21 protein-coding genes, 1 tRNA gene and 2 pseudogenes are annotated in these 25,328 nt (G+C 58.3%); 11 read left to right on the top strand and 13 right to left on the bottom strand.

Annotated elements, in window-relative coordinates; all coding sequences use genetic code 11:
- The first annotated feature begins 31 nt into the window (after positions 1 to 31).
- From ACR3EG_RS21265 to ACR3EG_RS21255, 3 genes and pseudogenes are all read left to right on the top strand, one after another.
- Complete coding sequence (locus tag ACR3EG_RS21265) at positions 32 to 1,492, top strand: catalase (RefSeq protein ID WP_209195464.1); 1,461 nt, start codon at positions 32 to 34, stop codon at positions 1,490 to 1,492.
- Between the two features lie 125 nt (positions 1,493 to 1,617).
- Positions 1,618 to 1,857: a hypothetical protein gene (locus ACR3EG_RS21260; protein WP_480498268.1), complete on the top strand. Its 240-nt coding sequence runs from the start codon at positions 1,618 to 1,620 to the stop codon at positions 1,855 to 1,857.
- Between the two features lie 436 nt (positions 1,858 to 2,293).
- A pseudogene (locus ACR3EG_RS21255) lies at positions 2,294 to 2,574 on the top strand (transposase); the annotation flags it as partial.
- A 171-nt stretch (positions 2,575 to 2,745) separates the two neighbouring features.
- Here the strand turns inward: ACR3EG_RS21255 and ACR3EG_RS21250 are convergent.
- Together ACR3EG_RS21250 and ACR3EG_RS21245 are read right to left on the bottom strand one after the other, a co-directional pair.
- Positions 2,746 to 3,060, bottom strand: a pseudogene (locus ACR3EG_RS21250) (DNA cytosine methyltransferase); the annotation flags it as partial.
- Between the two features lie 216 nt (positions 3,061 to 3,276).
- Positions 3,277 to 3,366, bottom strand: a tRNA-Ser gene (locus tag ACR3EG_RS21245).
- Positions 3,367 to 3,834: 468 nt separating this feature from the next.
- On the opposite strand from ACR3EG_RS21245, the gene ACR3EG_RS21240 reads away from it, so the two are divergent.
- Both ACR3EG_RS21240 and ACR3EG_RS21235 read left to right on the top strand, forming a co-directional pair.
- Positions 3,835 to 4,719, top strand: a complete 885-nt coding sequence (locus tag ACR3EG_RS21240; protein WP_480498270.1) for a FecR family protein — start codon at positions 3,835 to 3,837, stop codon at positions 4,717 to 4,719.
- Positions 4,720 to 4,941: 222 nt separating this feature from the next.
- The gene (locus ACR3EG_RS21235; RefSeq protein ID WP_480498272.1) at positions 4,942 to 7,056 is read left to right on the top strand and encodes a CHASE2 domain-containing protein; all 2,115 of its coding nucleotides are present in this window, start codon (positions 4,942 to 4,944) and stop codon (positions 7,054 to 7,056) included.
- 136 nt (positions 7,057 to 7,192) lie between these two features.
- On the opposite strand, the gene ACR3EG_RS21230 is transcribed toward ACR3EG_RS21235, so the two are convergent.
- Positions 7,193 to 7,510: a DUF3775 domain-containing protein gene (locus tag ACR3EG_RS21230; RefSeq protein WP_170756006.1), complete on the bottom strand. Its 318-nt coding sequence runs from the start codon at positions 7,508 to 7,510 to the stop codon at positions 7,193 to 7,195.
- An 87-nt stretch (positions 7,511 to 7,597) separates the two neighbouring features.
- A complete protein-coding gene (locus ACR3EG_RS21225) occupies positions 7,598 to 8,371 on the bottom strand; it encodes a DUF1365 domain-containing protein (protein ID WP_480498274.1) in 774 nt (257 codons plus the stop codon).
- Positions 8,372 to 8,518: 147 nt separating this feature from the next.
- Here ACR3EG_RS21225 and ACR3EG_RS21220 point away from each other — a divergent pair, with 147 nt between their 5' ends.
- From ACR3EG_RS21220 to ACR3EG_RS21210, 3 genes are read left to right on the top strand one after another with little or no spacing between them, the layout of a single operon-like run.
- On the top strand, positions 8,519 to 9,175 hold the full coding sequence (locus tag ACR3EG_RS21220; RefSeq protein WP_209195469.1) for a sigma-70 family RNA polymerase sigma factor: 657 nt from the start codon (positions 8,519 to 8,521) through the stop codon (positions 9,173 to 9,175).
- Positions 9,176 to 9,185: 10 nt separating this feature from the next.
- Complete coding sequence (locus ACR3EG_RS21215; RefSeq protein ID WP_480498276.1) at positions 9,186 to 9,836, top strand: ChrR family anti-sigma-E factor; 651 nt, start codon at positions 9,186 to 9,188, stop codon at positions 9,834 to 9,836.
- 51 nt (positions 9,837 to 9,887) lie between these two features.
- Positions 9,888 to 10,292, top strand: a complete 405-nt coding sequence (locus tag ACR3EG_RS21210; RefSeq protein WP_480498278.1) for a hypothetical protein — start codon at positions 9,888 to 9,890, stop codon at positions 10,290 to 10,292.
- A 3-nt stretch (positions 10,293 to 10,295) separates the two neighbouring features.
- On the opposite strand, the gene ACR3EG_RS21205 is transcribed toward ACR3EG_RS21210, so the two are convergent.
- The 6 genes from ACR3EG_RS21205 to ACR3EG_RS21180 form a co-directional block, all read right to left on the bottom strand.
- Complete coding sequence (locus ACR3EG_RS21205) at positions 10,296 to 11,525, bottom strand: DNA recombination protein RmuC (protein WP_480498280.1); 1,230 nt, start codon at positions 11,523 to 11,525, stop codon at positions 10,296 to 10,298.
- A 52-nt stretch (positions 11,526 to 11,577) separates the two neighbouring features.
- Positions 11,578 to 13,428, bottom strand: a complete 1,851-nt coding sequence (gene mutL, locus ACR3EG_RS21200) for a DNA mismatch repair endonuclease MutL (RefSeq protein WP_480498282.1) — start codon at positions 13,426 to 13,428, stop codon at positions 11,578 to 11,580.
- A gap of 281 nt (positions 13,429 to 13,709) precedes the next feature.
- Complete coding sequence (locus ACR3EG_RS21195) at positions 13,710 to 14,639, bottom strand: metal ABC transporter permease (RefSeq protein ID WP_480498284.1); 930 nt, start codon at positions 14,637 to 14,639, stop codon at positions 13,710 to 13,712.
- Positions 14,636 to 15,841, bottom strand: coding sequence for a metal ABC transporter permease (locus tag ACR3EG_RS21190; RefSeq protein ID WP_480498286.1), 1,206 nt, complete (start codon positions 15,839 to 15,841; stop codon positions 14,636 to 14,638). Before ACR3EG_RS21190 ends, ACR3EG_RS21195 begins: the two co-directional genes overlap by 4 nt.
- Before the next feature lie 3 nt (positions 15,842 to 15,844).
- Complete coding sequence (locus ACR3EG_RS21185; RefSeq protein WP_209195475.1) at positions 15,845 to 16,648, bottom strand: metal ABC transporter ATP-binding protein; 804 nt, start codon at positions 16,646 to 16,648, stop codon at positions 15,845 to 15,847.
- A gap of 3 nt (positions 16,649 to 16,651) precedes the next feature.
- A complete protein-coding gene (locus ACR3EG_RS21180; protein ID WP_480498289.1) occupies positions 16,652 to 17,605 on the bottom strand; it encodes a metal ABC transporter solute-binding protein, Zn/Mn family in 954 nt (317 codons plus the stop codon).
- 200 nt (positions 17,606 to 17,805) lie between these two features.
- Here ACR3EG_RS21180 and deoC point away from each other — a divergent pair, with 200 nt between their 5' ends.
- From deoC to ACR3EG_RS21165, 3 genes are all read left to right on the top strand, one after another.
- Complete coding sequence (deoC, locus tag ACR3EG_RS21175; protein WP_480498291.1) at positions 17,806 to 18,795, top strand: deoxyribose-phosphate aldolase; 990 nt, start codon at positions 17,806 to 17,808, stop codon at positions 18,793 to 18,795.
- A gap of 75 nt (positions 18,796 to 18,870) precedes the next feature.
- A complete protein-coding gene (locus ACR3EG_RS21170; RefSeq protein ID WP_480498293.1) occupies positions 18,871 to 21,204 on the top strand; it encodes an aldehyde dehydrogenase family protein in 2,334 nt (777 codons plus the stop codon).
- 122 nt (positions 21,205 to 21,326) lie between these two features.
- Positions 21,327 to 22,058, top strand: coding sequence for a Crp/Fnr family transcriptional regulator (locus ACR3EG_RS21165; RefSeq protein WP_480498295.1), 732 nt, complete (start codon positions 21,327 to 21,329; stop codon positions 22,056 to 22,058).
- Between the two features lie 5 nt (positions 22,059 to 22,063).
- On the opposite strand, the gene ACR3EG_RS21160 is transcribed toward ACR3EG_RS21165, so the two are convergent.
- The 3 genes from ACR3EG_RS21160 to ACR3EG_RS21150 all read right to left on the bottom strand — a co-directional run bounded on the left by ACR3EG_RS21160 (position 22,064) and on the right by ACR3EG_RS21150 (position 25,306).
- Complete coding sequence (locus tag ACR3EG_RS21160) at positions 22,064 to 23,368, bottom strand: M16 family metallopeptidase (protein ID WP_480498297.1); 1,305 nt, start codon at positions 23,366 to 23,368, stop codon at positions 22,064 to 22,066.
- Complete coding sequence (locus ACR3EG_RS21155; RefSeq protein ID WP_480498299.1) at positions 23,365 to 24,705, bottom strand: M16 family metallopeptidase; 1,341 nt, start codon at positions 24,703 to 24,705, stop codon at positions 23,365 to 23,367. Before ACR3EG_RS21155 ends, ACR3EG_RS21160 begins: the two co-directional genes overlap by 4 nt.
- Before the next feature lie 82 nt (positions 24,706 to 24,787).
- On the bottom strand, positions 24,788 to 25,306 hold the full coding sequence (locus tag ACR3EG_RS21150) for a DUF3035 domain-containing protein (RefSeq protein ID WP_480498300.1): 519 nt from the start codon (positions 25,304 to 25,306) through the stop codon (positions 24,788 to 24,790).
- Between the last annotated feature and the right edge of the window lie 22 nt (positions 25,307 to 25,328).

The raw sequence follows: 25,328 nt of genomic DNA, 5'->3' as shown, positions 1-25,328 counted from the left end.
AGCTTCGACGCACAAATCGAGGAGAAAGTGAATGGCTAAAAAACCTAAGTTAACCACCGCATTCGGGGCCCCGGTCCCTGACAACCAAAACATCATGACAGCAGGTCGTCGCGGCCCTGCACTGCTGCAGGATGTATGGTTTCTTGAGAAAATGGCACATTTTGACCGCGAAGTGATTCCGGAGCGCCGGATGCACGCCAAAGGTTCCGGAGCTTACGGGACGTTCAAAGTAACCCATGACATCACTAAATTCACTCGCGCCAACATCTTTTCCAAAATCGGAAAAGAGACTGAGATGTTCGTTCGATTTTCAACCGTAGCGGGTGAACGAGGGGCGGCAGATGCTGAGCGAGACATTCGTGGCTTTGCCATGAAATTCTATACTGACGAAGGCAATTGGGATCTCGTCGGCAACAACACCCCGGTCTTCTTTTTGCGCGATCCGCTGAAATTTCCCGACCTTAACCACGCGGTCAAACGAGACCCGCGCACAAACATGCGTAGTGCAGACAACAACTGGGATTTTTGGACTAACCTACCTGAAGCCCTGCATCAGGTCACCATTGTGATGTCGGATCGTGGCCTACCCGCAACCTATCGGCACATGGACGGTTTTGGTAGCCACACATTCAGCCTGATCAATGCGGACAACGAACGCTTTTGGGTCAAATTCCACTTCAAAAGCGCGCAAGGGATTAAGAACCTGACCGATGCCGATGCCGCTGAAATCGTCGCTGCAGACCGTGAAAGCCACCAGCGTGACTTGTATGACAACATCGAGCAGGGCAATTTTCCGAAGTGGACGATGTTTGTGCAAATCATGCCCGAAAAAGAAGCAGGCAGCTATCACATCAACCCGTTCGATCTGACCAAAATCTGGCCCAAGGCGGACTATCCTCTGATCGAAGTTGGTGAGTTCGAGCTGAACCGGAACCCCGAAAACTATTATGCGGAGGTTGAGCAGGCCTCGTTCGCGCCCTCCAGCGTAGTACCAGGCATCGGTTTCTCACCGGATAAAATGTTGCAGGGGAGGCTGTTTTCCTATGGTGACGCAGCTCGCTACCGGCTGGGCGTGAACCATTCGCAAATTCCGGTCAACGCGCCGCGCTGTCCTTTCCATTCCTATCACCGCGATGGCGCGATGCGGGTCGACGGCAACTATGGGTCTACTCTGGGTTATGAACCGAACATGTTCGAAGAGTGGCAAGAACAGCCCGATTTTTCCGAACCGCCCTTGTCGCTTGAGGGTCAGGCCGATCACTGGAACCATCGCGAGGACGAAGACTACTACTCGCAACCCCGTGCCCTTTTCCAACTGATGACTGATGATCAGAAACAGCAGCTGTTTGACAACACTGCGCGAGCCATCGCTCCGGCTCGTATCGAGATCAAGCACCGTCACATCCGTAACTGTCATAGGGCCGATCCGGCTTATGCGCAGGGCATCGCGGACGCGTTGGGTATCAATCTCGGCGATGTTGCGGACCTGTAACGACGCCCGGCCCGGCGTGCGCTACGCAGTCGGGCTTTTTCACAATTTTCAGGACTTTCTCTATGACAAACTCTCACGACCGTCTTTCAATAAACCGCCGCGCCCTTTTGGCAGTGGGGTCCGGAATGACCGTAACCGCAGCTGTCCCGGCAGCCGCGCTAGCGTTTGATACGCCGCAGGATGACTTGCACCATCAAGTTGCAACTCTGATTGAGGAGCTTGAAAGCGATCATGGCTCGGGACTTGCTGCCGTCAACTGGTCGCGGCGCCATATTGCCAACAAATTGCGCGTGGCTTTGAATCTACCAGTTGAGAAACCCGTGTTCGATGCTGACTACACTGAATTCTATAAGAAAACCTTGTAGGTGCGACTGGAGGGCAGAGCTAATTGTGTCCGTCAGCTAGTCTTTCTAGTTGCTGCGGACCGCTCTGCCGACAAGCTCCTCGGGCTTTCGTCCGAGACTTGATTGATGTAGTGCGCATAGATGCCTGTGCAATGCATCTCGGAACTGCTCTTGACCTATGTTCAGGAAACAGTGGGCTAGATGTGGCGAACAACCAACCAACGCCTGAAAAAAGATACCTTCGGACCTACGGGTGATAAAAGTGTTGGTGGGAGCGTAATGCCCGGTCTCGGTATGATGCGTAATGCAAAGGTTATTGAATAGGTGTATCGCACAGTTGACAGCAATATGGTGAAATGTTCGCAATCCAGTTGAAAGCACGGAAACGGCTTTGTGGACCTGTCGCGGTTTAATGCCGCTCCTTTGATAGCATTTATTGAAGCAAAGGAGACGAGCTATGGGACTGAAACGTACAGACGAATTCCGGGCTGATGCGGTGCGGATCGCGCTGACGAGCGGGCTTAGCAGGAAGCAGGTTGCGTCAGATTTGGGCGTTGGGCTTTCGACACTGAACAAGTGGGTCACGGCGCACCGCGATACCGAGGTTGTGTCAGACAAGGACTTGGACCTTGCCCGTGAGAACGAACGCCTTCGACGGGAGAACCGTATTCTCAAGGAGGAGAGGGACATTCTAAAAAAGGCCACAGCCTTCTTCGCGAGCCAAAAGCCATGAGGTTTCCTGAACCCATGGTCAGAAGCCATTTCAATTTCATTGATCTCTGGGTTCGGCAAATCAGAGATGGCATCACGAAGTGTGACCCAAGGCTTGAGGGCGAGGCATTGTTGATGATCAGCAGCGCCAAGTAGTTTGGCTCTTTGCACGTCACTTTTTATTTGGTGGCGTTCAAAATACTCTCCTGTTGCTTTTGATAACTCTAGTGCTTTTGCAGAATGAGTTCGCAGAGGAAAATTCCAGCAATTGCTGACATCTTCACGAATTCCCACCATAAAAACTCGCTGGCGGTTTTGCGGAACGCCATAGTCGGCTGCATTCACCGATTGAACTAAAACCCTGTAGCCATCCCCAGATCTCTTGTTGCTCGTATGATGTTGCTCCAATTTAGCAAGCTTAGTTTCCCAACTTTCCTCATTAGATTGATCAATCTCGGGGTACGTTAAGGATAAACGAAGAAACTCAAAATAATTTCGAAATTTAGGCCCCATGATCCCAGGTACATTCTCGAACACGAATGCCTTGGGTTTCACCTCTCGAACCGCACGAATACCCGTTTCGTCGATTGCCTGAATGGCCAAAATCCCTACCCCACATTTTGCCCCACAACCGTTGCAACCGCATTGAATCGTGATTGAGGCAAAAATGTAGCAATTTCAGGGGAAAAACGCACTTTTCAGCTCACCACGGCGGCGAAAAAAGTGAAATGGCGGAGACGAAGGGATTCGAACCCTCGAGACGGTTTCCCGCCTACTCCCTTAGCAGGGGAGCGCCTTCGACCACTCGGCCACGTCTCCGTTGGCCGGTATATCCCTGCCCGGCGACCAGTTACAAGGCGATTTTCCCAGCTGCTGTTATTTTTCTAACTTACGACCCAAAGGTGGCACCAGAATTCGTGAAAGACACACCTAGTTGGCGTAAGTGCGCGCCGAGAAGACGTTCCAACGCACGGCGCCGAGTGGGGTGTGGAAGCAGGGCGAGTCAGAAAACTTGCCAAAAGGACATGGTTTAAGGCATATTTGCTTATACATATTTAAGAAACCGATAATATTAAATTTCATGGGGGCAAAACCGGGCAGTGGGCGTTCAGCCCATTTCTAAGCTATTGGGGGTATATAAGCTTGGCCTGGTTAAAAGTGTTTTGTTTTGTGTTGTCTACATTGCTTGTACCTGTGCAAGTCTGGGCCAACATAGGAAAAGTCGTCGGTGTCAAACAAGGCGCACAAATCGTCAGAAGCGGAGAATCACAGCCCTTACGGTCCGGTATGGAGGTCGAGTCTGGCGACGCCATAACAACCGACCAAAATGGATTGGTTCAATTGATATTTGTCGATGAAACCAAAATAGCGATCGGACCGAACGCCAGCATGGTACTTGATGTGACCATGTTGCGCGGCAAGCAAAAAGCAAAGTCCTTTGCGGTTCAGGCATTGGGCGGAAGTTTTCGCTTCATCTCGGGGAAAAGTAAGAAAAGGGCATATTCTATCCAAACCCCGACAGCCACCATGGCCGTTCGGGGCACAACGTTCGACATGTGGGTTGTTCCCGGAACGCAAAGCGCAATGCTGGTTTTGGATGGCACTGTTCGAATGTGTGGCCTCGGCGGGACATGCCGCTCCACTGGGCGACAGTGCAGTCTGTTCGCGACCACTCAGCGCGGCAATGTTGGTCGACCTATAGATCAGGAACAATACGAGTTGGCGCTGAAGACCGGGTTTCCTTTCGTACAGTCTCAAGACGAACTACTAAGCCCGCTGAAAGTCGGGATTGGTGGCTGCGCAGCTGAATCCGTTCCATTGCCACCCATTAAGTCCGACGCACCGACACCGCGACGTATCCGGCAGCAAGCAAAAATCACTGCTGCCCCACCGGCAGCTGACCCTCCCGCCGCCCCTGAGCCACGTGCGCCGGAACCACCGGCACCCGAACCACCGGCACCCGAACCGCCGGCACCCGAACCGCCAGCACCGGAGCCGCCTGCACCGGAGCCTTCGGATCCAAAAAGCAGGTCGGGTCAGGCTGATGGTTCTAACCCAGCGGGTCGGGGCGGGCCATCTGGCGGGGTTAACAACCCCGGACAGGGCAAGGGGCCAGGGCACGGGAAAGGTCAAGGGCGCGGCAAAGGTAAGCGAGACAGGGGCGACGCTTGAGTACATGCGCCCTTTCTACGGCACAGTGACGTGCCCGCGCACGCAGACGCGTCAGCGAGCTGATAACCCAAACCGGGCAACCCTCGCCCGATGTTATCGGAGGCACACTTGACCGGGAAATCCAGAGAAAAAACGGGACGGCGGCGCGGTTTTCGCCTGGTCGGGCTGGGTTTGATACTGATCGGTTGCTTTATCAGGGTCATTGACCCTTATCCCATTCGCATGAGCCGTTTGATTTACTTCGACCTGCTGCAACGTGTTTCACCGCGCGAATACAACCCGGACTTGCCGATCCGCGTTCTGGACATTGACGAAGAAACCCTGGCCGTCTGGGGCCAATGGCCTTGGCCCCGAACGCTATTGGCCCAGATGGTGCAAAACCTGGGCGAAAGCGGCGCTGCGGCAATCGCTTTTGATATGTTGTTTGTCGAGCCCGACAGATACTCGCCTGCACGGTTGCTGAACGACCCTGCCTTGGCGGGTGTTCTGACGGTTGAACACCATGCACAGAAGATGGACTACGACGTCCTGTTTGGACTGGAAGTAGCGAATTGGCCCGTTGTCTTGGGAACTGCTGCCCGGGTCTCGCAGGAAGGTGCCAAAATTACACCGAAGGCGGGCATTATTGAAGTCGGTGAACAACCGGCATCCGGGCTGGTCTCTGTCCCGTTCTGGACGCCAATTGCGCCGCCTCTGGGGCGCAGCGCTGCTGGCATTGGCGGTGTGAATGTCTCACCCCTGGGGGGAACGGGCGTTGTAAGGCGCGTTCCGGTTCTTTGGAACGGCCCCAGCGGTCCACTTCCCGGCCTTGGCATCGAAGCACTCAGGGTGGCAATCGGCGCGCCCTTTGTGCTGGCCGAGGGATCATCCGATGAAGAGGGCATCATGCTTGCGGTCGAGCTTGGTGATTTTCGGTTGCCGACCACTGAAAACGGCGAGGTCTGGATCAGATACAGGCGCGACCAACCCGAGCTCTACCTGTCGGCCAATGACGTAATGACAAGTCCTGATGACCCAGCGCTGCAAGCTGAAATCGAAGGCCGGATCATTTTGATTGGCACATCTGCAGCAGGTTTGTTCGACATGCACCAGACGCCACTTGGCGAGTCCGTCCCCGGCGTATCCATCCACGCACAACTGCTGGAACAGATCCTGACCGGCGAAATGCTGAGCCGGTCAGATGTAACCGCTGCGCTGGAGTTGCTGTCTTTCGTGTTGCTCGGCCTGATCGTGATCGCTGTCATGTCCAGCTTTGGGGCAGTTGCATCATTTGTTGCTGGGGGTTTAGCCGCTGCTGTGGTCATCGGCACAAGTTGGCTTGCTTTTCAAAATCAGCTGATCTTGTTTGATGTGACGTTCCCTCTGGCTGGGGGAATGGCCAACTTCGGCTTGTTAGCCGGGTATCTCTTTGTCTCAACCGAGCGTGAGAAGCACGAAATCCGCAAGGTTTTTTCACATTACGTAGCACCGGAAATCCTCGACGAAATGGAGCAGTCCGGCCACCGTTTGAAACTAGGCGGCGAGACGCAGGAGATCACGGTCATGTTCTCGGACATACGGGGATTTACCCCACTCTCTGAATCCGTGTCCGCAACCGAACTGGTGACCTTGCTGAACGAGCTTTTCTCGCAGGTGGGCGACCAGATCTTGCATGAAAGAGGTACAATCGACAAATTCATAGGCGATGCAGTTATGGCGTTTTGGAATGCGCCTTTGCCGGTGGAAGACCACCCCTGTCGCGCTGCGCACGCGGCATTGTTGATGCGCAAAGCTCTGATTGCGTTCAACGCGTCGAAGGTGATGCAGGACCGACCGCCGATTGCCCTTGCCACGGGATGCGCCACGGGACACGCCTGCGTCGGCAATATCGGATCACGCAGCCGGTTCAACTATACGGTCATCGGTGATGTAGTGAATGTGGCGGCCCGCATTGAACAAAGCTGTCGCCATGTCGATTACGACATCCTTGTCTCACAATCAGTCTACAACGCAGCGCATCAGGATATGGCAATGCTTGAAGCCGGATTTGTCGATCTGAAAGGCAAAACGGATCTCGAAGCGGTGTTCGTTCTTATCGGAGACAACACCGTGCTGAACAGCGCGTCGTTTCAACGGCTTTCAGAGGCACATAACGAACTTATTTCCGCTATCCGAGACCGGCAGCCTTTCGACAGGATCGAGCAGTTGTGCGGGCACTGTCTGGCGATCGCGATCGAAATCGAGCCCGGCTTGCGTCAGTTCTATCGCTCGCTTCCCGGTCGTGTGGCGGATTTCCGGACAGACGTTCAATCGGGTCAGGCAATGTTCAGTCATCGTGCCCGTGAGGTCAGGGCCTGAACGATCTTCGATTGGCGACCTTAGCGTACTGGCTCGGCAAGAACTGTCGACCACTAAAAGAATAGGCCAGGCCAAATTTCTGGACGTGCGTCGGGTCTTTCGACCCCGCTGCGGATCGCCTACGGAGCGCGCGACCCTACATCAGATCGTTTTCGACGTCTTCAGCCGAAATGCCCAAGGCGTCCAAACCGTTTTCTAAATGGTCAGACAGGTGCGGTGTACCAATCAAGTAGTCCGCGCAAGGAGTCGACGCCTCGGACTTGGCGGTCGCGATCGCTTCCGCCAGATCATCCGCGAAAAAGCTTTCACGTCCGATCCACATGACGGCAACCAGTTCGGCCTGCTCGTCTTCGCTCATCCGGCCAATAAAAGCGCGCAATTCGCCCTCGGCCCGGTCCAGTTCACGCCCCATCATGGCGACCTGAGCTATTTTTCTTGCCGAGATTTCCAACATGTCCCAACTCCTCGTGTTCGCGGCTTACTTACTACCAGAACCATTCTCAAAGGGTTGAGTCTTTGATCTTACGCAAACAGCGGCGGGTTATGGCTTGCGTATCCGAGAAATCGGATGATCCGGAACGGGTGCGGTACGGAAAGGACGGAACTGGGCCTTTTTTAATTTCAGTTTCAGCGCTTGCCACACGATCAAAGTGAAGGCACGCCGCGCCCCAAACGGACGTCGCACCAAAGACCAGAGGATCGCGCGATCGGTCAAGGGCGCCCTTGGGCCGGTAAGAGTGGCAATCAGCCCCCCCGACTTGCGCCCATAGTCAATCCAAACACCGATCCGATCGGCGCGGCAGTCAAATCGAAACGTGTAAGAGCCTTCGATCTTTTGAAATGGCGATACATGCATCAGTTTGTCTGCCACGATGCGATCAGTGGGTTGGATGGGCGCGAAGTTGGCATTGTGGCACAGGTAGCTGTGCCGCGTGCCATAAGTGTTCGTTACCTCAGCCACCACTGAGTAAAGGTTGTCGCAATCGTCAAAACAGAACCAGAAGCTGACCGGATTAAACACATGGCCCAGAACACGGGGTTGCGTCAGCAGCATGATGTGCGCCGGTTGCACAACGCCCAGCGCATCGAACTGTTCGCGCAACCAAACCGCGCCGCGCCCCTTACCTGGCGCACCACCGTGGTCCCTATCTCTCCAGTTCGTAATGTTTGCGTCGTTCAAGGAAAACAGACGCGGCGTTGCGGCCTTTTTCTCGGGGTCAAACAGGATGTAATCGACCGAATAGCGAAACGCGTTTTCGATGGCCCCTTTACGCCCATGATAGGTTTGCCCTGCAATATGGTCTATCCGGTTCATTCCACATTTTCCATTCTGCCCGCGATTTGATCAAACAGCGCTTATTTTTTGCGGCCAATTCATAGGGATACTACGACAAGACAGCCCGTTTGGATTAAAATTTTCGTGCTTAGTGATCCAAGTTGGGACAGCCCGCGTAAAAAGAGTATGTTTACCGAGATCGATACCGCGAGCTTGGGTGAACCGGTGGCTGAAAAGCCCGTTGTGATGCCCCCGCGCGGGAAACAACGAGTAAAAGGACGACCGGTGAACCACGCAAACGGCAATTGCGAGACCAGAACGGAATGGGTCAGCCATGTTGCCCGTATCCGCGATGCGCAGGATCAGGCGGCTTTCGCCGAGCTGTTCCAGCATTTTGCGCCTCGGGTCAAAGCGTTCCTGATCAAGTCGGGGTCCGATGTGGCCCTTGCTGAGGAATGTGCGCAGGAGGTGATGGCGACCTTGTGGCACAAGGCGCATCTGTTCGATCCCGCTCGAGCGACCGTGGCCACTTGGGTGTTTACGATCGCTCGGAACAAGCGCATTGACGTGCTGCGCAAGCAACGCCGACCCGAGCCCGAAGATCTGGGATGGGGACCCGAGTCCGAGCCGGATCAGCACGACGTCATGGCGCTGCAACAGGAAACCGCGCAGCTGCGCGACGCGTTGACCGCGTTGCCAGAGGCGCAAAGAGAATTGATCGAAAAGGCCTATTTCGGGGACCTGAGTCACCGAGAAATTGCGTCGCAAACCGGATTACCACTGGGCACGATCAAATCGCGAATTAGATTGGCGCTAGACCGCTTGCGCCATGCGATGAATTGAGATGATGAAGATGAGCAACAAGATCAAACATCACCTGACGGACGACCTGCTGATGGCGTATTCGTCGGGTACTCTGCCCGAAGCGTTTGACCTCATGGTCGCGACGCACGTGTCTCTGTGCGACCACTGCCGTGCACGGGCTGAAAGCTTTGATGCCGTCGGTGGCTGCGTTCTGGAAGATCAGGAAAACGCCTCTCGGATGAGCGACGGATCGCTTGCGGCAACCATGGCGTTGATTGCGCAAGGTGCACCGATTGCAAAACCAGCCCAACCGGGATGTTCGGTTCTGCCTGCTCCGTTGCAGGATTACGTGGGCGGAAATGTTGAGTCGATCAAGTGGCGCTCTATCGGCATGGGTGTGAAGCAGGCTATCCTGCCGACGACAAGTGAAGCAACAGCGCGATTGTTGTTTATCCCCGCTGGGGCCGCCGTACCGGACCACAGCCACAACGGGATGGAGCTGACAATGGTCTTGCAAGGGGCGTTTTCGGATGAGGTTGACCATTTCGCCCGCGGCGATGTGGAAATCGCGGACGAGGACCTGCATCACACGCCCACGGCCGACATGTCCGAGGATTGCATCTGTTTGGCCGTGACCGATGCACCGCTGAAGTTCAACAAATTGATGCCGCGGCTGTTCCAACCCTTTCTACGCATCTGACAGCAGGCGCGCATCGTGATAAGATGGCCTCATTGAATGGAGGTTGTTTGAATGATGAAACACTTGTTCAGTGTGGCAGTGGTATTGGGGTGCGCCACATCGGTCTTGGCCCAAAATGTGGCCGAGGTGAAATTCGAGCCCGGCAACTTTGGCACGATGGTCAGCGGCACCATCATCGGGGACGAGTACTTCGACTACAAGTTGGGCGCAAAGGCCGGTCAAGAGATTTTCGCCGATCTGCAAGTCCGCGACACTAACGGCAACGGTGTGATCTATTTCAACATCCTGCCACCGGGCAGTGACGGAGAGGCGATCTATATCGGCTCGATCGACGGCAACACCGCCCGCGTCGACCTGCCCCAAAACGGGGCTTACACAATCCGCGTTTATCTGATGGGTAATGACCGCGACACCGGCAAGATGGTTGGCTACACTCTGGACCTGTCGATCCAGTAGCGGCTAGCCTTCAGTCTTGCCCAGCGGCACCACATTGGTGTGATCGTCTGGGGCCAGTTCCTCGAAATCGAAATTGTCCAGCCGCTGCGCCCGGCGGCCAGCCTTTTCGGCGCTGATCTTGATTTCCGAGATGTCCTTGGCCGCCTGTCCAAAGTGGCGATCCAGATTGGACACGCGGTCGCCCAGACGTTCCACATCCTTGTGCAGCAGACCCAATTCCTTGCGGATCGCCCCCGCCTGTTCGCGCATCCGCGCATCCTTAAGAATCGCGCGCATGGTGTTCAACGTCGCCATGCAGGTGGTGGGCGAGACGATCCAGACGCGTTTACTGAAACTCTCCTGCACCAGCTCGGGAAATTTGGCGTGCAGCTCGGCATAGACCGCCTCGGACGGCAGGAACATCAGCGCGCCATCGGCGGTTTCACCGTCCAGAATGTATTTCTCGGCAATGTCGTTGATATGTTTGCGCACTGTGCTGCGGAACATCTGCACGGCCGCTTTCAACTCGGCATCGTTGGTCGATCCGATCAGCGCCTCATAGGCCTCCAGCGGGAATTTACTGTCGATCACGATGGGGCCCGGCGGGTTCGGCAGGTGGATCAAACAATCCGCCCGCCGTCCGTTCGACAGGGTTGCTTGCAGCTGGAAGCTGTCCGAAGGCAGCGCCTTGGACACGATGTCGTTCAGCTGAATTTCCCCAAACGCGCCCCGTGTCTGCTTGTTGGACAGGATATCCTGCAGCGACAGCACATCGCCCGACAGTTTGGTGATATTGTCCTGCGCCTTGTCGATGGCGGCCAGCCGTTCCTGCAACTGCGTCAGCGAGGTCGCGGTCTGTTTCGACGAGCCATGCAGCGATTCCTTCATCCGCTCCTGCATCTCGGCCAAAGCCCGCGCCGATTTCATCGCATTATCCGCCAGCCGGTCATTCATCTGCTGCTGGACCGAGGACAAGCGGGATTCGACCGTCTGGATCACCTGAACCTGCGCGTTGGCCTGCGTGTCTGACACATGCTGCAACCCGCCGCGCAGTTGTTCCTGCCCCTGCCCCAAAACCTGCACGTGCTGACCCAGATGCGCCATCTGCCGCGCCAGAGGCTCAGCCATACGGGCGGACTGCTGCGACGCGCGCAGCGACAAAAACAGCAGCAGCAGGATCAGCGTCACAACCCCGCCTCCGATCAGAATCGCGGGGTCGTTCAGCGCGTATTGGGTGCCTGCAATCTCGATCATGTCGCCTCGAATGTTCTTGCTTTATTCTTCTTAGCGCGCAGCGCGCGCGGGATCAACTGCGCCCGAACAGACGTTCGATATCGGCCAGTTTCAATTCCACATAAGTTGGCCGCCCGTGGTTGCATTGGCCGGAATGGGGCGTCGCCTCCATCTCGCGCAGCAGGGCGTTCATTTCCTCGGCCCGCATCCGGCGACCCGAGCGGACCGAGCCATGACAGGCGACGCGGCTGAGGATCGCCTCGATCCGCGCCTGCACCGTCTGGCTTTCGCCCTGATCGGCCATTTCATCGAGGATATCCAGGATCATCGCGCGGGCGTCGACCTCACCCAGAATAGCGGGGGTTTCGCGCACGGCGATGGCGCCGCCGCCGAAGGGTTCCAGCGTCAGGCCAAGGCGGGTCAGGTCATCAGCGACGGCCAGCAACCGTGAGCAGTCGCTTTCGGACAGTTCCACGATCTCGGGAATCAACAACGCCTGCGCGGCGACGCCGTTTTCCGCCATCTGGCGTTTGAGTTTCTCATAGACCAGCCGCTCATGCGCTGCGTGCTGATCGACGATCACCATGCCGTCGGCGGTTTGGGCGATGATGTAGTTCTGATGCACCTGCCCACGCGCTGCGCCCAGCGGCAGATCCTGCGCCGGGGGTTCTTCCGCGACGACGGGTGCGGGCTCCACGATGCTACCGCTGTAATCCTGCGACAGTTCCGCAAAGCCCGGCGCCTGCGCCTGGTAGGATGCCTGCCGGGCTGCCAGCGACGGCCGGTCCATCTGATAGACCCGCGCGGGCGCAGGCTGTGTCGGTTCCGGTCGCATCGCGCCCAAGGTCGCGTTTGCCACGGTCGAAGATGCCCGATGCCCGGCCTCGGCCAACGCGTGTCGCAGGGCCGAGACGATCAGCCCGCGCGCCACGCCGGGATCGCGGAACCGGACCTCGGATTTCGCAGGATGCACGTTCACATCGACCAGCGTCGGATCACAGTCGATGAACAGCGCGGCTGCCGGGTGGCGATCGCGGCTGAGGAAATCGAAATACGCCGCCCGCAACGCCCCGGTCAGCATCTTGTCCCGCACCGGGCGGCCATTGACGAACAGGTACTGCGCCACCGCCGCGCCGCGCGAATAGGTCGGCAGGGCGGCGTATCCGTACAGCCTGATCCCCTCACGCGTGGCGTCGATCTGCAGGGCGTTCTCGGCAAACTCGCGCCCGATCACGCGGGCCAGACGGGCGTGCAACGCGTCGAACAGATCGCCATTCTCCCGGTCGGCGCGGAAGGTCACGCGCCCCTCGCCCCCGCCCGAGACATCGCGCAGGGTGAAGGTGATCGCGGGCTCGGCCATGGCCAGACGTTTGACCGTGTCGCTGATCGCCTGCGCCTCGGCCCGGTCGGTACGCATGAATTTCAGCCTTGCGGGCGTGGCAAAGAACAGATCGCGCAGCTCAACCACCGTGCCCGCGCGCAAGGCGGCGGGCTTGACCGCCTCCATCCTGCCGCCCGAGACGTTGATCTGCGCTGCCTCAGCCCCGGCCACGCGACTGGTGATGGTCAACCGACCCACCGCGCCCAATGAGGGCAGCGCCTCGCCCCGGAAGCCAAAGGTGTGGATGTTCAGCAGGTCTGACCCGTCGATTTTCGAGGTCGCATGGCGCGACAGCGCCAGTGGCAGATCATCGGCCGCGATCCCGCAACCATCATCGGTGACGCGAATCAGCGTCTTACCCCCATCGGCAATATCGATGGCGATCCGGCTGGCCCCTGCATCAATGGCGTTTTCCACCAGTTCCTTGACCGCTGAGGCCGGACGTTCGACCACTTCGCCTGCCGCGATACGGTTGATCGCAGCATCGTCCAACTGTCGTATTACGGGACGGATATCGCTGATATTGGGGTGTGCCTGCGCCATACCACCAGACCTAGCATAAGCACACACGATTCTGCCACTGGTTTGAACGCACAATTTTTCCAAGAGGGGGCGTTCGAACAATCGCGCCGGGGTCGGGTTTTGCAGCCAGCAAACAAGGTCGCGATTGTCCGAACGATCGATAGTGAGTGGTGGTCATTCAGAAAGTAATTAAGTGCACTTAGCACGAATGAACTATGGGCCCTCATTAACTCTGGATGGCGTGCAATCTGAGCAGAATTCAGCCGACTGCACGCGGGCAGAAGTGGCAAGAACATGCCGTGTCAAGAGACTTTCGGTGCTCCGGCGCGGGTCTTGCATGGCCCCCAAAGCGCAGCGCAGGCTAGGATCAGGCCCGACACGGTGGCGATCATGCCTGCCGCACTGACCGCATCCGCGCCGCCCAGCCACAACGGGCCATACCCAGCTAGAACATAACCCAAAACCGCAGATACCACGGCAAAGACAACGCTCCAGCCGATCTGGGTTTCCAGCCGGTTGGTCATCATCCGCGCGGCGGCGGGGGGGCAGATGAACATGGCGATCACGATGATCGACCCTACCGCGTCAAAGGCAGCGACAGCTGCAATGGCGGCGACAATCACCAGCGCAAAGCCCAACGAACCAGTGCGAATGCCGATGGTGCGGGCGAACCCTTCGTCGAAGGTGGAGATCTTCAACGGTCGCCAGAACAACCAGATGAATAGCGTTACACCCAGCAAAGTCGCGGCAATGCGCGGCAGCTCAGGTGGCAGCCCAGCCAACGCGGTCAGATCCAGCAGCGAAGACCACCCCACCGCGTCCAGCCAGATCAGGCTTTCCAGATTGCCATAGAGCGCATGTTCTACGTCCAAGTGCACGGTCGAGGTATCAGTCTGCTCCAGCAACAGCACCCCGGCGGCAAACATGGCGGTAAAGACCACACCCATCGCGGCACCGGGTTCGATCTGACCCAGCCGACGGATCGCTTCGATCGTCACCACGGCGACCACTGCGGCCCCCGCCGCACCCAGCATCATGGGCCATGTGGATATTGCTCCGGTCAGGATAAAGGCCACGACGATCCCCGGTAGCACCACATGGCTGATCGCATCGCCGATCAACGCCTGCTTACGCAGCACCAGAAAATTACCCGGCAACGCGCAGGCAATCGCCGCAAAGGTGCCTATCAGCAAGGGTGTCAGGGACAGGGGGACAAACTCTTCACCGCTCATGCCAAAACCCCCTGTGGGCCACCGATCTGGCGGTCTATCTCGGCGATCTGGTCGCGGGTCAGGACGGTCTCGATATCGCGCAACCCGTCATAGAGCGCGGCTGTTGCCTCATGCGCCTGATCGGCGCGGACGATTTCCCAGCGTTTCTCATCCCGCAAGGCCTTGGCCGCGCGGGCCTTTCCAGCCTCGGTGGCGACTCCATCGGCGCGGGCCAGACCTGCGCGTTTCAACAAGCGCAGGGTCAGGGGTTCGTAGATCTTTTGACCTTGCGCTAACGCCAGCAGGCCCTGACGAATATGAACCCGGCGCTGAAAGCGCAGATGACGCAGCACGGCGGCCAGAACGCCGCGCACCGGGGCCAGCAACAGCGACAGTGCAAAAAGCGCAAAGCTGACCAGCACGATGATCGGACCCGTCGGCAGGTTCGGGGCCGAGGCCGACAGCGCCGCGCCGACATAGCCCGAGACCCCTCCGGCAATCCCGGCAAGCAGCACCACGCGGTCGGACCGATCGGTCCAGAACCGTGCCGTGACGGCAGGGATGATCAACAATGCCACGATCAGGATCAGTCCGACGATTTTCAGGCCGACCACGGTGACGGCCATCACCAGCCCCATCATCGCAAGGTCGATGCGATGCACCGGCAGCCCCCGGGCGGCGGCATATTCGGGATCAAAGGCCACCATAGTCATGGGCCGGCGCAGGATCATTACCAGCACCAGCGTGGCCGCCCCGCCCAGCGCGATGACCAGCGCATCGGCCCACAGCATCCCGGCGGTCGAGCCCAGCAGGAACCCTTCAAGCCCCGCCTGACGGCCCACGCCCATGGTCTGAATGACGGTCAGCAGCACGATGCCAAACCCAAAGAACACCGACAGAACCGCACCAATCGCGGCATCCTCGGCCAGTCGCGTGTGGCGGGTCAGCCAGTTCATGCATAGCAAGCCGACCCAAGCCGACAGGGCCGAACCAGCCAGCAGTCCCAGCAGATTACGCCCGTCGCCGCCAAAGGCAACCAGCACCATGAAGGCCAGACACACACCGGGCAGCGTGGCATGGCTGATCGCGTCGCTGACCAGCGCGCGTTTGCGCAGAAACAGGAACGTGCCCGTTACACCTGCCGACACGCCCAGCAGCGCAGCCCCGATGGCGACCAGCGAAGCGTTATAGCCCAGCTGCAGGGTCAGAGCGTCCCAAAGCATGGATTACCCCAACGCGCGCGAAATCTGGTCGATCTGAGCGGTGGCCAGACGGCCCCCATAGGCGGCTTGCAGGGTCTCGGCTGTGAAGGCCTGATCCACCGGGCCCTCGGCCACTTTGCTGGTGTTGATCAGGAAGACATGATCAAAATAATCGGTGACGGTGGCCAGATCGTGATGCACGACAACCACGGTCTTCCCGGCCTCTTTCAGCGCTTTCAGCACCGCGATGATGGCCTTTTCGGTGGCCGCATCGACCCCGGCAAAGGGTTCGTCCAGCAGATACAGATCAGCCCCCTGCGCCAAGGCGCGGGCCAGAAACACCCGTTGTTGCTGGCCGCCCGAAAGCTGACCGATCTGACGGTCTGCGAAATCACGCATACCAACACGGTTCAAGCAATCCATCGCACAAGCCATATGTCGGGCACGTACACGACCCAATAGACCCAACTGACGCGACAGGCCCATCAGGACGACGTCGATCACGCGGGTCGGGAAATCCCAATCCACACTGGCGCGCTGCGGGACATAGGCGATGCGGGCACGCTGAGATTCAAGCGGCTGACCGTTGACCGTTACCTGACCCGACAGCGGCGACACAATCCCCAGCGCGGCCTTCAACAGAGTCGACTTGCCCGCGCCGTTTGGCCCGATAATGGCCGTCATCGCGCCGGGCTGCACCGTCATATCGACCGAGAAAACAGCGGGTTTCTGACCATAGGACACAGTCAGTCCACGGATGGCCAGCGGGCTGCGTTCAATCCCGTTGTCCTGAACGGATACGCCCTGATGTGCGGCCAGTTCCAGCATCGTTCAAAACCCCGCAGACAGTTTGCCGTTCATGCCGCGCGCAGGCACATCCGCACCCAGCGCACCGGCAATAACGGTAATATTGTGATCCAGCATCCCGATATAGGTGCCCTCATAAGTGCCCGGCTCGCCCATAGCATCGGAATACAACTCTCCGCCGACACCGATCTTATGGCCTTTGGCCGCAGCACCCTCGATCAGCGCGCGCATGGACCGGTCAGAGACCGAGCTTTCCACGAACACCGCTGTCAATTGCTGATCAACCAGCGTATCGACCAGCTCGCCGATCCGGTTCAGACCGGCCTCGGACTGGGTCGAGATGCCCTGAATACCCATCACCTCATAGCCGTATTCCGCACCGAAATAGCCAAATGCGTCGTGGGCCGTCACCAGAATGCGATTGTCCTTTGGGACGGCGGCCAGCATCTGTTTCCCATAGGCTTCCAACTGGTCGATTTCGGCCAGATGGGCCTGCGCATTGGCGGCGAAAATCTCGGCCGCTTCGGGGCGGGTGTCGGTCAGCGCATTTTGCACCTGAACCACCACGTCGCGCCACAGGGCCGGGCTCATCCACACATGCGGGTCGTATTTGTCGGCGTAATCGTCATGGGCGCGCAGCTTGGACGTGTCGATCCCTTCGGCCACGGCTATCACGTTGCGCTTGCGAGACAGGTCGTGGAAGAAATCCTCCATCTGCGCCTCAAGATACAGGCCGTGCCACAGGGTCAGGTCCGCGCGGGTCACGGCGACGATGTCGCTGCGGGTCTGGCGATAGGCGTGCGGATCGACGCCGGGGCCCATCAGGCCCTTGACCTCGACCTGATCGCCACCGACCTGGCGCACGGCGTCGGCAATCATACCGGTTGTCGCCACCACTTTGAGCGGCGCTTCGGCCAGCGCCGAGATAGGCAGAGCGACGGCAAAAGCCAGCGCTGCAAGAAAGCTACGACGAATCATGTCAGACCCCGATCTGATATCCCCATGACTGTTAATATGCGAACCATTCGCAACTTAGTCAATGCTATTGCGAATTATTCGCAAAAAAGACAACCATATTTGTCCATTTGGTCAAAAAAATAGCTGAAACGCACCCGCTTGCCCTTTTCTTTAGACGCAACCCATGCGATTTTGGCTCAAATCTCCCAAAGGACGCGATGATGGAAACGCAGAGCCCCGTGCGCACCGCGCATCTGCCGCAAGTGACCGAACCCCGCAATCCGGGCATGGATCTGGATCTGGACTGGGTGCGCGCCGTTCAGGCCAACACCTCGGCCATTGAACGCCGTGCCGCCACCCTGCCCGGTCGTCGTTCGGTAAAGAAAGACTATCAGGCCGCATGGCTGCTGAAGGCGATCACAATGATCGACCTGACCACGTTGTCGGGCGATGACACAGTGGGCCGCGTGCGCCGCTTGTGCGCCAAGGCGCGCCAACCTGTTTCGCCCGCATTGCTGCAAGCGATGGATATGCCGCCGATCACCACTGGCGCGATCTGTGTCTATCACGACATGATCGAACCCGCTGTTGCAGCGCTAAAAGGCACTGGCATTCCGGTGGCTGCTGTCTCGACCGGGTTCCCTGCGGGTTTGTCGCCTTTCCATCTGCGCGTAGCCGAGATTGAAGAAAGCGTGAAGGCCGGGGCCGAAGAGATCGACATCGTGATCTCGCGCCGCCACGTGCTGTCGGGTGACTGGCAGGCGTTGTATGACGAGATGAAGGCCTTCCGCGCTGCCTGTGGGGATGCCCATGTGAAGGCCATCCTGGCGACCGGAGAGCTGGGCAGCCTGCGCAATGTAGCGCGTGCGTCGGTCGTGTGCATGATGGCAGGGGCGGACTTCATCAAGACCTCGACCGGCAAGGAAAGCGTTAACGCCACCCTGCCCGTGTCGCTGGTGATGATCCGCGCGATCCGGGACTACTATGACCGCACTGGGTATCGGGTGGGCTACAAGCCTGCGGGCGGGATTTCCAAGGCCAAGGACGCACTGGTTTATCTGTCGCTGATCAAGGATGAGCTGGGCGATCGCTGGCTGCAACCGGACCTGTTCCGCTTTGGGGCGTCCTCGCTGCTGGGCGATATTGAGCGGCAGTTGGAACATTATGTCACCGGGGCGTACTCGGCTGGCTATCGGCATTCTATGGGGTGAGGCACGCCCGGAAATCGCTCGGGCAGAGCGATTTCAGTGCCGAACGGGCGAAGTCCCGGGAGAAGGACAAGAACAATGACAGTCAAAGAGATTTTCGAAACCATGGATTACGGCCCAGCCCCCGAAAGCGCAGCCGAGGCGCTGGCTTGGCTGGTCGATCAGGGTGACAAGTTCGGCCACTATATCGACGGGGCCTTCACCAAACCCGGTAAAGGGTTTGAAAGCCGCAACCCGGCGACCGGAGAAGTGCTGGCCAAGCTGACCCAAGCCAAACAAGGCGACGTGGACGCCGCCGTGGACGCCGCCCGCAAGGCGCAGCCCAAGTGGGAGAAGCTGGGCGGCGCGGGCCGGGCGCGGTATCTCTATGCCATTGCGCGCCTGCTTCAGAAACATGCGCGTTTGTTTGCGGTGCTAGAAAGCCTCGACAACGGCAAACCGATCCGTGAATCGCGCGACATCGACATCCCTCTGGCCCAGCGGCATTTCTATTACCACGCTGGCATGGCGCAGCTGATGGAAAGCGAGTTGCCCGACGCGCAGGCTTTGGGTGTTTGCGGGCAGATCATCCCGTGGAACTTCCCCCTGCTGATGCTGGCGTGGAAAATCGCGCCCGCGCTGGCGATGGGGAATACGGTGGTTCTGAAACCCGCTGAATATACCTCGCTGACGGCGCTGCTGTTTGCTGACATCTGCGGCCAAGCCGGGCTGCCCAAGGGCGTGGTCAATATCGTCACCGGCGACGGCGCGGTGGGTGAGATGATCGTCAACGCCGACGTGGAAAAGATTGCCTTCACCGGCTCAACCGCCGTGGGGCGACGCATCCGCGAGACGACCGCTGGATCCCGCAAGGAACTGACGTTGGAGCTGGGCGGTAAATCCGCCTATATCGTGTTCGACGATGCCGATCTCGACAGCGCCATCGAAGGGCTAGTCGATGCGATCTGGTTCAATCAGGGGCAGGTCTGCTGCGCGGGCTCGCGCCTGTTGGTGCAGGAAGGCATTGCCGACCGGTTCCACGCCAAACTGCGCGCGCGGATGGATGGCCTGCGTATCGGCGACCCGCTGGACAAATGCATCGACGTGGGTGCGGTGGTGGACCCGATCCAGTTGCAGACGATCAAAGCCATGGTCGACAGCAACACTGCAGGTGAGGTTTATCAGGCGGCCTGCGCGCTGCCCGAGAACGGCTGCTATTATCCGCCCACGCTGATCTCGGGTCTGGAGACATCCGATCCGCTGATGCAAGAAGAGATATTCGGCCCGGTTCTGGTCTCCTCGACCTTCCGCACGCCTACTGAGGCGGTCGAACTGGCCAACAACACCCGCTATGGGCTGGCCGCGACGGTCTGGACCGAGAATGTGAACCTCGCGCTGGATATCGCACCCAAGCTGGTTGCGGGCGTGGTCTGGGTGAATGCCACCAACCTGTTCGACGCCGCCGCCGGGTTCGGCGGAGTACGCGAAAGCGGCTTTGGCCGTGAGGGCGGCTGGGAAGGGCTGGCTGCCTATACCAAACCCAAAGGCAAGACCAAACCGCTGGCAAAGGTCGAGGCTGCAATGGGCCAAGGCGCACCGGTCGATCCTATTGATCGCACCGCCAAGATGTATGTGGGTGGAAAGCAGGCGCGGCCCGACGGCGGCTATTCGAAACCCGTCTGGGGTAAATCCGGCCTGCTGGGCCATGTGGGGCTGGCCAACCGCAAAGACGTGCGCAACGCGGTTGAGGCCGCAGCAAGCGCCAAAGGTTGGTCCAGGACCACCGGCCATCTGCGGGCGCAGATCCTCTATTACATCGGCGAAAACCTCTCGGCCCGCGCGGATGAGTTCGCCACCCGGATCGACGCCATGACCGGCGGCAAAACCGGCGCGGCTGAGGTTGAGGCCTCGATCCAGCGCCTGTTCACCGCCGCTGCCTGGGCCGACAAATATGACGGTCAGGTCCATGGCGTCCCGATCCGGGGCGTTGCCCTTGCGATGAAGGAACCCGTCGGTGTGATCGGCGCACTCTGCGCGGATGAAGCCCCGCTGCTGGGCCTGATCTCGGTACTGGCCCCCGCAATTGCGATGGGCAACCGGGTGGTGCTGGCGGCCTCCGAACCCTATCCACTGGCTGCAACGGATTTCTATCAGATCCTTGAAACCTCGGACGTGCCCGCAGGGGTTGTCAACATTCTGACCGGCAGTCACGCGGAACTGGCGAAACCGCTGGCCTCCCACATGAACGTGGATGCGGTCTGGTCGTTCTCGTCCACTGACCTGTCCAAAGATCTTGAGGTTGTATCTGCTGGGAACCTGAAACGCACATGGGTTAATAACGGCGCGGCAACCGATTGGAGCACCGACCACACCCGCCGCTTTTTGCGGGCCGCGACCGAGGTCAAGAACATCTGGGTGCCCTACGGTGAGTAGGGCAACATAGGACGCAGGCGAAAGCCCGCTCATGTGCAGACATTTTGTGAATGGGGTCACAGACAAAGCTGCTTACCTGACCCAACGTAAGGTCCATTCTAATCCAGAATGGGCCTTTTTTCATGCTGAGTTTACCGATTGATTTCTCAACCTCTTTGCAGCTTGTCACGTTGGTTGGCGTCTGCGGTGCCGGACTGTATATTCTAAACTACTTTATGCTGCAGATGGGTGTCATCAGGGGAACAGGAATCCTTTACCCCGTCTTGGTCATTGTCGCCGCCAGTTGCGTCCTGATCAGCATGTTAGAAGAATTCAATCTGGCGGGTTCGATCATCCAGATGGCGTATATTCTGATCTCGGTCCTTGGTTTGTTGCGCGGCTACCTGTCCCGGCACTTGGTGCGCTTCTCGGGAGACGAGCGCCAATTCATCGCACTACATTTGGAATCGTTAAAACCCCATCAAGCCCGCAGATTGCTGAACACGGCCACCGTGAAAGAGTTCCCAACCGGGGATATCCTGATCGAAGAAGGCAAGACCACCGATTTTCTGGGATTTGTATTGACCGGTCGAACCACGATCCTGAAAGACGGTCAGGTGATCAACTGCTGCGGGTTGGATGAAATACTCGGAGAGCTGACCTTCGGCCTTGGCCTTCCCGCAACGGCCACCGTCATCGCAACCGAACCGACCAGATGCCTGGTCTTCGACAACATCAAGCTGACGCGCTTGCTCAAACGAAACAGACATATTGATGATGCGCTAAAGGCCGCGCATTTCAGACATGCGCGGCAAAAGCTGCTAAGCAGCAACAAGTATACGTTATTGGCCCAGAAAAGACCCGCCGCTGCCTAACCGGATCAACCGTCCAGATCTTCGGGTTTGCCGACAATGGTGAAATGCAACCCTTCTGGATCCAACAGCTCGGATGCAACGCGGTTCACATCCTCCAACGTAACGGCGTTCACCTGATCGTTGCGTGTCGCGATATAGTCGATCGGCAGGTCTTCCATCTGCATCCCGACCATGATCGACGCGATCTGGCTGTTTCCGTCAAAGCGCAACGGGTAGGCACCGGTCAGATAGGTCTTTGCATCATCCAATTCCGTCTGCGTCACGCCTTCGTCTGCCGCGCGGGCCCATTCGTCACGAATGACTTTGACGGCCTCGGCAATACGATCATTGGCCGAAGATACGGATCCCAGATAAACCGAGGCCAGATCCTTGGGCACCAGATAGGTGCTGACACCATAGGTAAGGCCCCGTTTTTCACGCACCTCATGCATCAGGCGGCTTTCAAAACCACCCCCGCCCAGAATGTGGTTCAGCACAAAGGCCGCAAAAAAGTCGGGATCATCACGGTCGATCCCCTCATGGCCAAACAATGCCACCGATTGCGGAGTGTCGAATTCGACCACGCTTACACCACCGGGAATAGTCACCTGGGCTCGGCCCGGTATCTGTTTGCCGCTTGCGGGCAGGTCGGCCAGCAGCTTGTCCAGCAATACACCCAGTTCCTCGGCCGTGATGTCCCCAACTGCGCCAACATACATGCGGTCCTTGGCGAACACGTTTTCGTAGGCCGATACAATATCGTCCCGCGTCAGGGCGGTGACGCTGTCGATGGTCCCTTTGCCCTCGGACCCATAGGGATGGTCACCATAGGCCATGCGGGCAAAGTTGCGACCGGCAATGTCGTTGGGATCGGTTTGATCCGAGCGCAGTCCAGACAGAACCTGCGCCCGCACGCGGTCCACAGCGTCCTGATCAAAGCGCGGCTCATGCAAAGTAACGCGCAGCAGATCGACGACCTCATCGCGGTTTTCGGTCAGAAACTGCGCCGACACCGATACCTGATCGTCAGTTGCATTGTAGCGGAATGAGGCGGCCAGAGACTCCAACTCGCGGGCATAGGTGCGCGAGTCCATATCCCCCGCGCCTTCTTCGATCAGGCCCGCCATTAGGTATACTGCGCCGCGTTTGTCCGGATCATCCAGTGAAGTGCCGCCGCGAAACCGCAACTCGATCGCGGTGAAGGGAATCGAATGATCCTCGACCAGCCACGCGGCAATACCCCCGGGCGACGTGACTTCCTGAATTTCGATCTCGGCCCAGGCGGGCAAAGCGATAATGAAAGCGATCAGAGTGGCAAAGATCCGTTTCATTGTGTCACCTCATCGTCGCGCATCAGCCACCCGGTGACTGATGTTTCGAGTTGAAAGACTTCGCGTGCGGCCGCGATGATCTCATCGCCGGTAACGGCCTGAAGAATATCGGGCCAGGCCTGCACGTCTTCGACTGTCAAACCGGTGGTCAAAGCACGGCCATAGCGGTTGCCGATTCCGTCCACGTTGTCACGCGCATAGGTCTGCGATGCCCGCAACTGCATCTTGATACGATCCAGGTCGTCCTCGTTGACACCTTCGGCAATAAAGTCAGCGACAGCCTGATCCATCGCATCTTCGGCTTCTTGCAAGGACACGCCCTGCGCCGGGACGACCAGAAGATCAAAGGTTGTATTATCCAGCGACATCCCGCGATAAAACGCACCGCTGAAGACGGCCTTTTGCTGGTCGAACTGCAGTTTTTCGGACAGGTATGACGTATTGCCCCCGCCCAAAAGCTCAGCCAGCAGGAACAACGCCGCGGCCTTTTCCTGCGCGCCCGCGTCGCGCTCTTGCGCCAGATAGCTGCGCTGAACATAAGGTTGCGAGACGCGCGGGTCCTTATAGGTCAGCCTCCGCGCTGCGGTTTGAGGCGGTTCTTGCGACCTGATGCGTTCGGGCAGATCCGGGTTGGCAGGAATGACGCCGTAGTATTTCTCGGCCAAGGTTCTTACGTCATCGGGATCAACGTCGCCTGTAACGACCAGAATGGCGTTATTGGGGGCGTAGTGGGTCTGGTAGAAGGATAGCGCATCCTGCATGTCCAGTGTCTCCATCTCATGCCGCCAGCCGATGATCGGCGCACCATAGCGATGGTTGAGGTACTGCGCCGCGCTCATCTGTTCGCCAAACAGGGCGCGCGGGTTGTTTTCTGTGCGCTGATTACGCTCTTCAAGGATCACGTCGCGTTCGGTTAGGATATCTTCCTCACTCAGGCGAATATTGCGCATCCTGTCGGATTCCATCCGCATCATAAGCTCTAGCCGGTCCGAGGCCACGCGTTGGAAATACGCTGTATAGTCGTAGGAGGTGAAAGCGTTGTCATTACCGCCATTGGCTGCAACCGTGGCCGAGAACTCACCCGGAGCCAAAGTATCCGTGCCCTTGAACAACAGATGTTCCAGAAAATGCGCCACACCGGACGACCCGATCGGCTCATCCGCAGACCCTGCTCGATACCAGACCATATGCTGCACCACAGGGGCGCGGTGATCTTCAACCACCACGACATCCATGCCGTTATCAAGCGTGAAGGTAGTGACCGCCTCCTGCCCATCCTCGGCGAAGACCGAGGTGGCGGCGATCAGGGCAGCCGACAATGCCAAGGCCCGAACCATGGGGCATCCTCCGTATAATTTGCTGTGGTTCAAACTACGGTGGTGCGGCGCAGGTTCAAGGCCGATGACGAAAAGTTAAGGATTATTCATCCAAAGGAGGGGCCGAAGGCGTTTCGATACCTACACGACGGGCCGCCTGGTTCTGTTGTTCCGCGTTCAGCGCCTCTTTCCGGTAGACCTGCTCATAGCGGTCGATCTTGAACAAACGCAAACGGGTCAGTCGGCCTTGCTTCCTACGGAACTCGGCATCCTCAGTATCAACCACCTGACGGGTATTGGACGGGACACCGTAGCGGCTTGAGGCTGTCACCAACGCGGCATCCGTCGATGGAATCGCCGTATTCGGATTCAGAGCTGCCGGATTGCCACCAAGCGCCGCAACCGCATCGGCTGTTGGCGTTGGGTCGGTCAGGTTACCACCGCCCGGGGTTGGAGCAGGCAGAAACTGATAATCTTCAGGCTGCGTCAGAGGTTTCACCGGCAGCACGGAAAACTCGTCCGGCCCTGGCCCCGGCGCTTCAAGGTGGCGCAGGCCGATATCGGAACATCCCGCAACCGCAAAAGCCAATGTCACAGCAAATATGGAACGCGGCAACCGCATCAGAGTCTCCAGCCTGTTTCGG

Source organism: Ruegeria sp. AM7, from assembly GCF_056535965.1.
Note: the sequence above shows the minus strand (reverse complement) of the source record. Positions and strands in the feature narration are given on the sequence as shown.

What these genes read in the sequence shown, in the direction of transcription:
- ACR3EG_RS21265 (WP_209195464.1), top strand. Translation starts at nt 32, where the DNA reads ATGGCTAAAAAACCTAAGTTAACCACCGCATTCGGGGCCCCGGTCCCT.
- ACR3EG_RS21260 (WP_480498268.1), top strand. Translation starts at nt 1,618, where the DNA reads ATGACCGTAACCGCAGCTGTCCCGGCAGCCGCGCTAGCGTTTGATACG.
- ACR3EG_RS21240 (WP_480498270.1), top strand. Translation starts at nt 3,835, where the DNA reads ATGGAGGTCGAGTCTGGCGACGCCATAACAACCGACCAAAATGGATTG.
- ACR3EG_RS21235 (WP_480498272.1), top strand. Translation starts at nt 4,942, where the DNA reads ATGAGCCGTTTGATTTACTTCGACCTGCTGCAACGTGTTTCACCGCGC.
- ACR3EG_RS21230 (WP_170756006.1), bottom strand. Translation starts at nt 7,510, where the DNA reads ATGTTGGAAATCTCGGCAAGAAAAATAGCTCAGGTCGCCATGATGGGG.
- ACR3EG_RS21225 (WP_480498274.1), bottom strand. Translation starts at nt 8,371, where the DNA reads ATGAACCGGATAGACCATATTGCAGGGCAAACCTATCATGGGCGTAAA.
- ACR3EG_RS21220 (WP_209195469.1), top strand. Translation starts at nt 8,519, where the DNA reads ATGTTTACCGAGATCGATACCGCGAGCTTGGGTGAACCGGTGGCTGAA.
- ACR3EG_RS21215 (WP_480498276.1), top strand. Translation starts at nt 9,186, where the DNA reads ATGAGCAACAAGATCAAACATCACCTGACGGACGACCTGCTGATGGCG.
- ACR3EG_RS21210 (WP_480498278.1), top strand. Translation starts at nt 9,888, where the DNA reads ATGATGAAACACTTGTTCAGTGTGGCAGTGGTATTGGGGTGCGCCACA.
- ACR3EG_RS21205 (WP_480498280.1), bottom strand. Translation starts at nt 11,525, where the DNA reads ATGATCGAGATTGCAGGCACCCAATACGCGCTGAACGACCCCGCGATT.
- mutL (WP_480498282.1), bottom strand. Translation starts at nt 13,428, where the DNA reads ATGGCGCAGGCACACCCCAATATCAGCGATATCCGTCCCGTAATACGA.
- ACR3EG_RS21195 (WP_480498284.1), bottom strand. Translation starts at nt 14,639, where the DNA reads ATGAGCGGTGAAGAGTTTGTCCCCCTGTCCCTGACACCCTTGCTGATA.
- ACR3EG_RS21190 (WP_480498286.1), bottom strand. Translation starts at nt 15,841, where the DNA reads ATGCTTTGGGACGCTCTGACCCTGCAGCTGGGCTATAACGCTTCGCTG.
- ACR3EG_RS21185 (WP_209195475.1), bottom strand. Translation starts at nt 16,648, where the DNA reads ATGCTGGAACTGGCCGCACATCAGGGCGTATCCGTTCAGGACAACGGG.
- ACR3EG_RS21180 (WP_480498289.1), bottom strand. Translation starts at nt 17,605, where the DNA reads ATGATTCGTCGTAGCTTTCTTGCAGCGCTGGCTTTTGCCGTCGCTCTG.
- deoC (WP_480498291.1), top strand. Translation starts at nt 17,806, where the DNA reads ATGGAAACGCAGAGCCCCGTGCGCACCGCGCATCTGCCGCAAGTGACC.
- ACR3EG_RS21170 (WP_480498293.1), top strand. Translation starts at nt 18,871, where the DNA reads ATGACAGTCAAAGAGATTTTCGAAACCATGGATTACGGCCCAGCCCCC.
- ACR3EG_RS21165 (WP_480498295.1), top strand. Translation starts at nt 21,327, where the DNA reads ATGCTGAGTTTACCGATTGATTTCTCAACCTCTTTGCAGCTTGTCACG.
- ACR3EG_RS21160 (WP_480498297.1), bottom strand. Translation starts at nt 23,368, where the DNA reads ATGAAACGGATCTTTGCCACTCTGATCGCTTTCATTATCGCTTTGCCC.
- ACR3EG_RS21155 (WP_480498299.1), bottom strand. Translation starts at nt 24,705, where the DNA reads ATGGTTCGGGCCTTGGCATTGTCGGCTGCCCTGATCGCCGCCACCTCG.
- ACR3EG_RS21150 (WP_480498300.1), bottom strand. Translation starts at nt 25,306, where the DNA reads ATGCGGTTGCCGCGTTCCATATTTGCTGTGACATTGGCTTTTGCGGTT.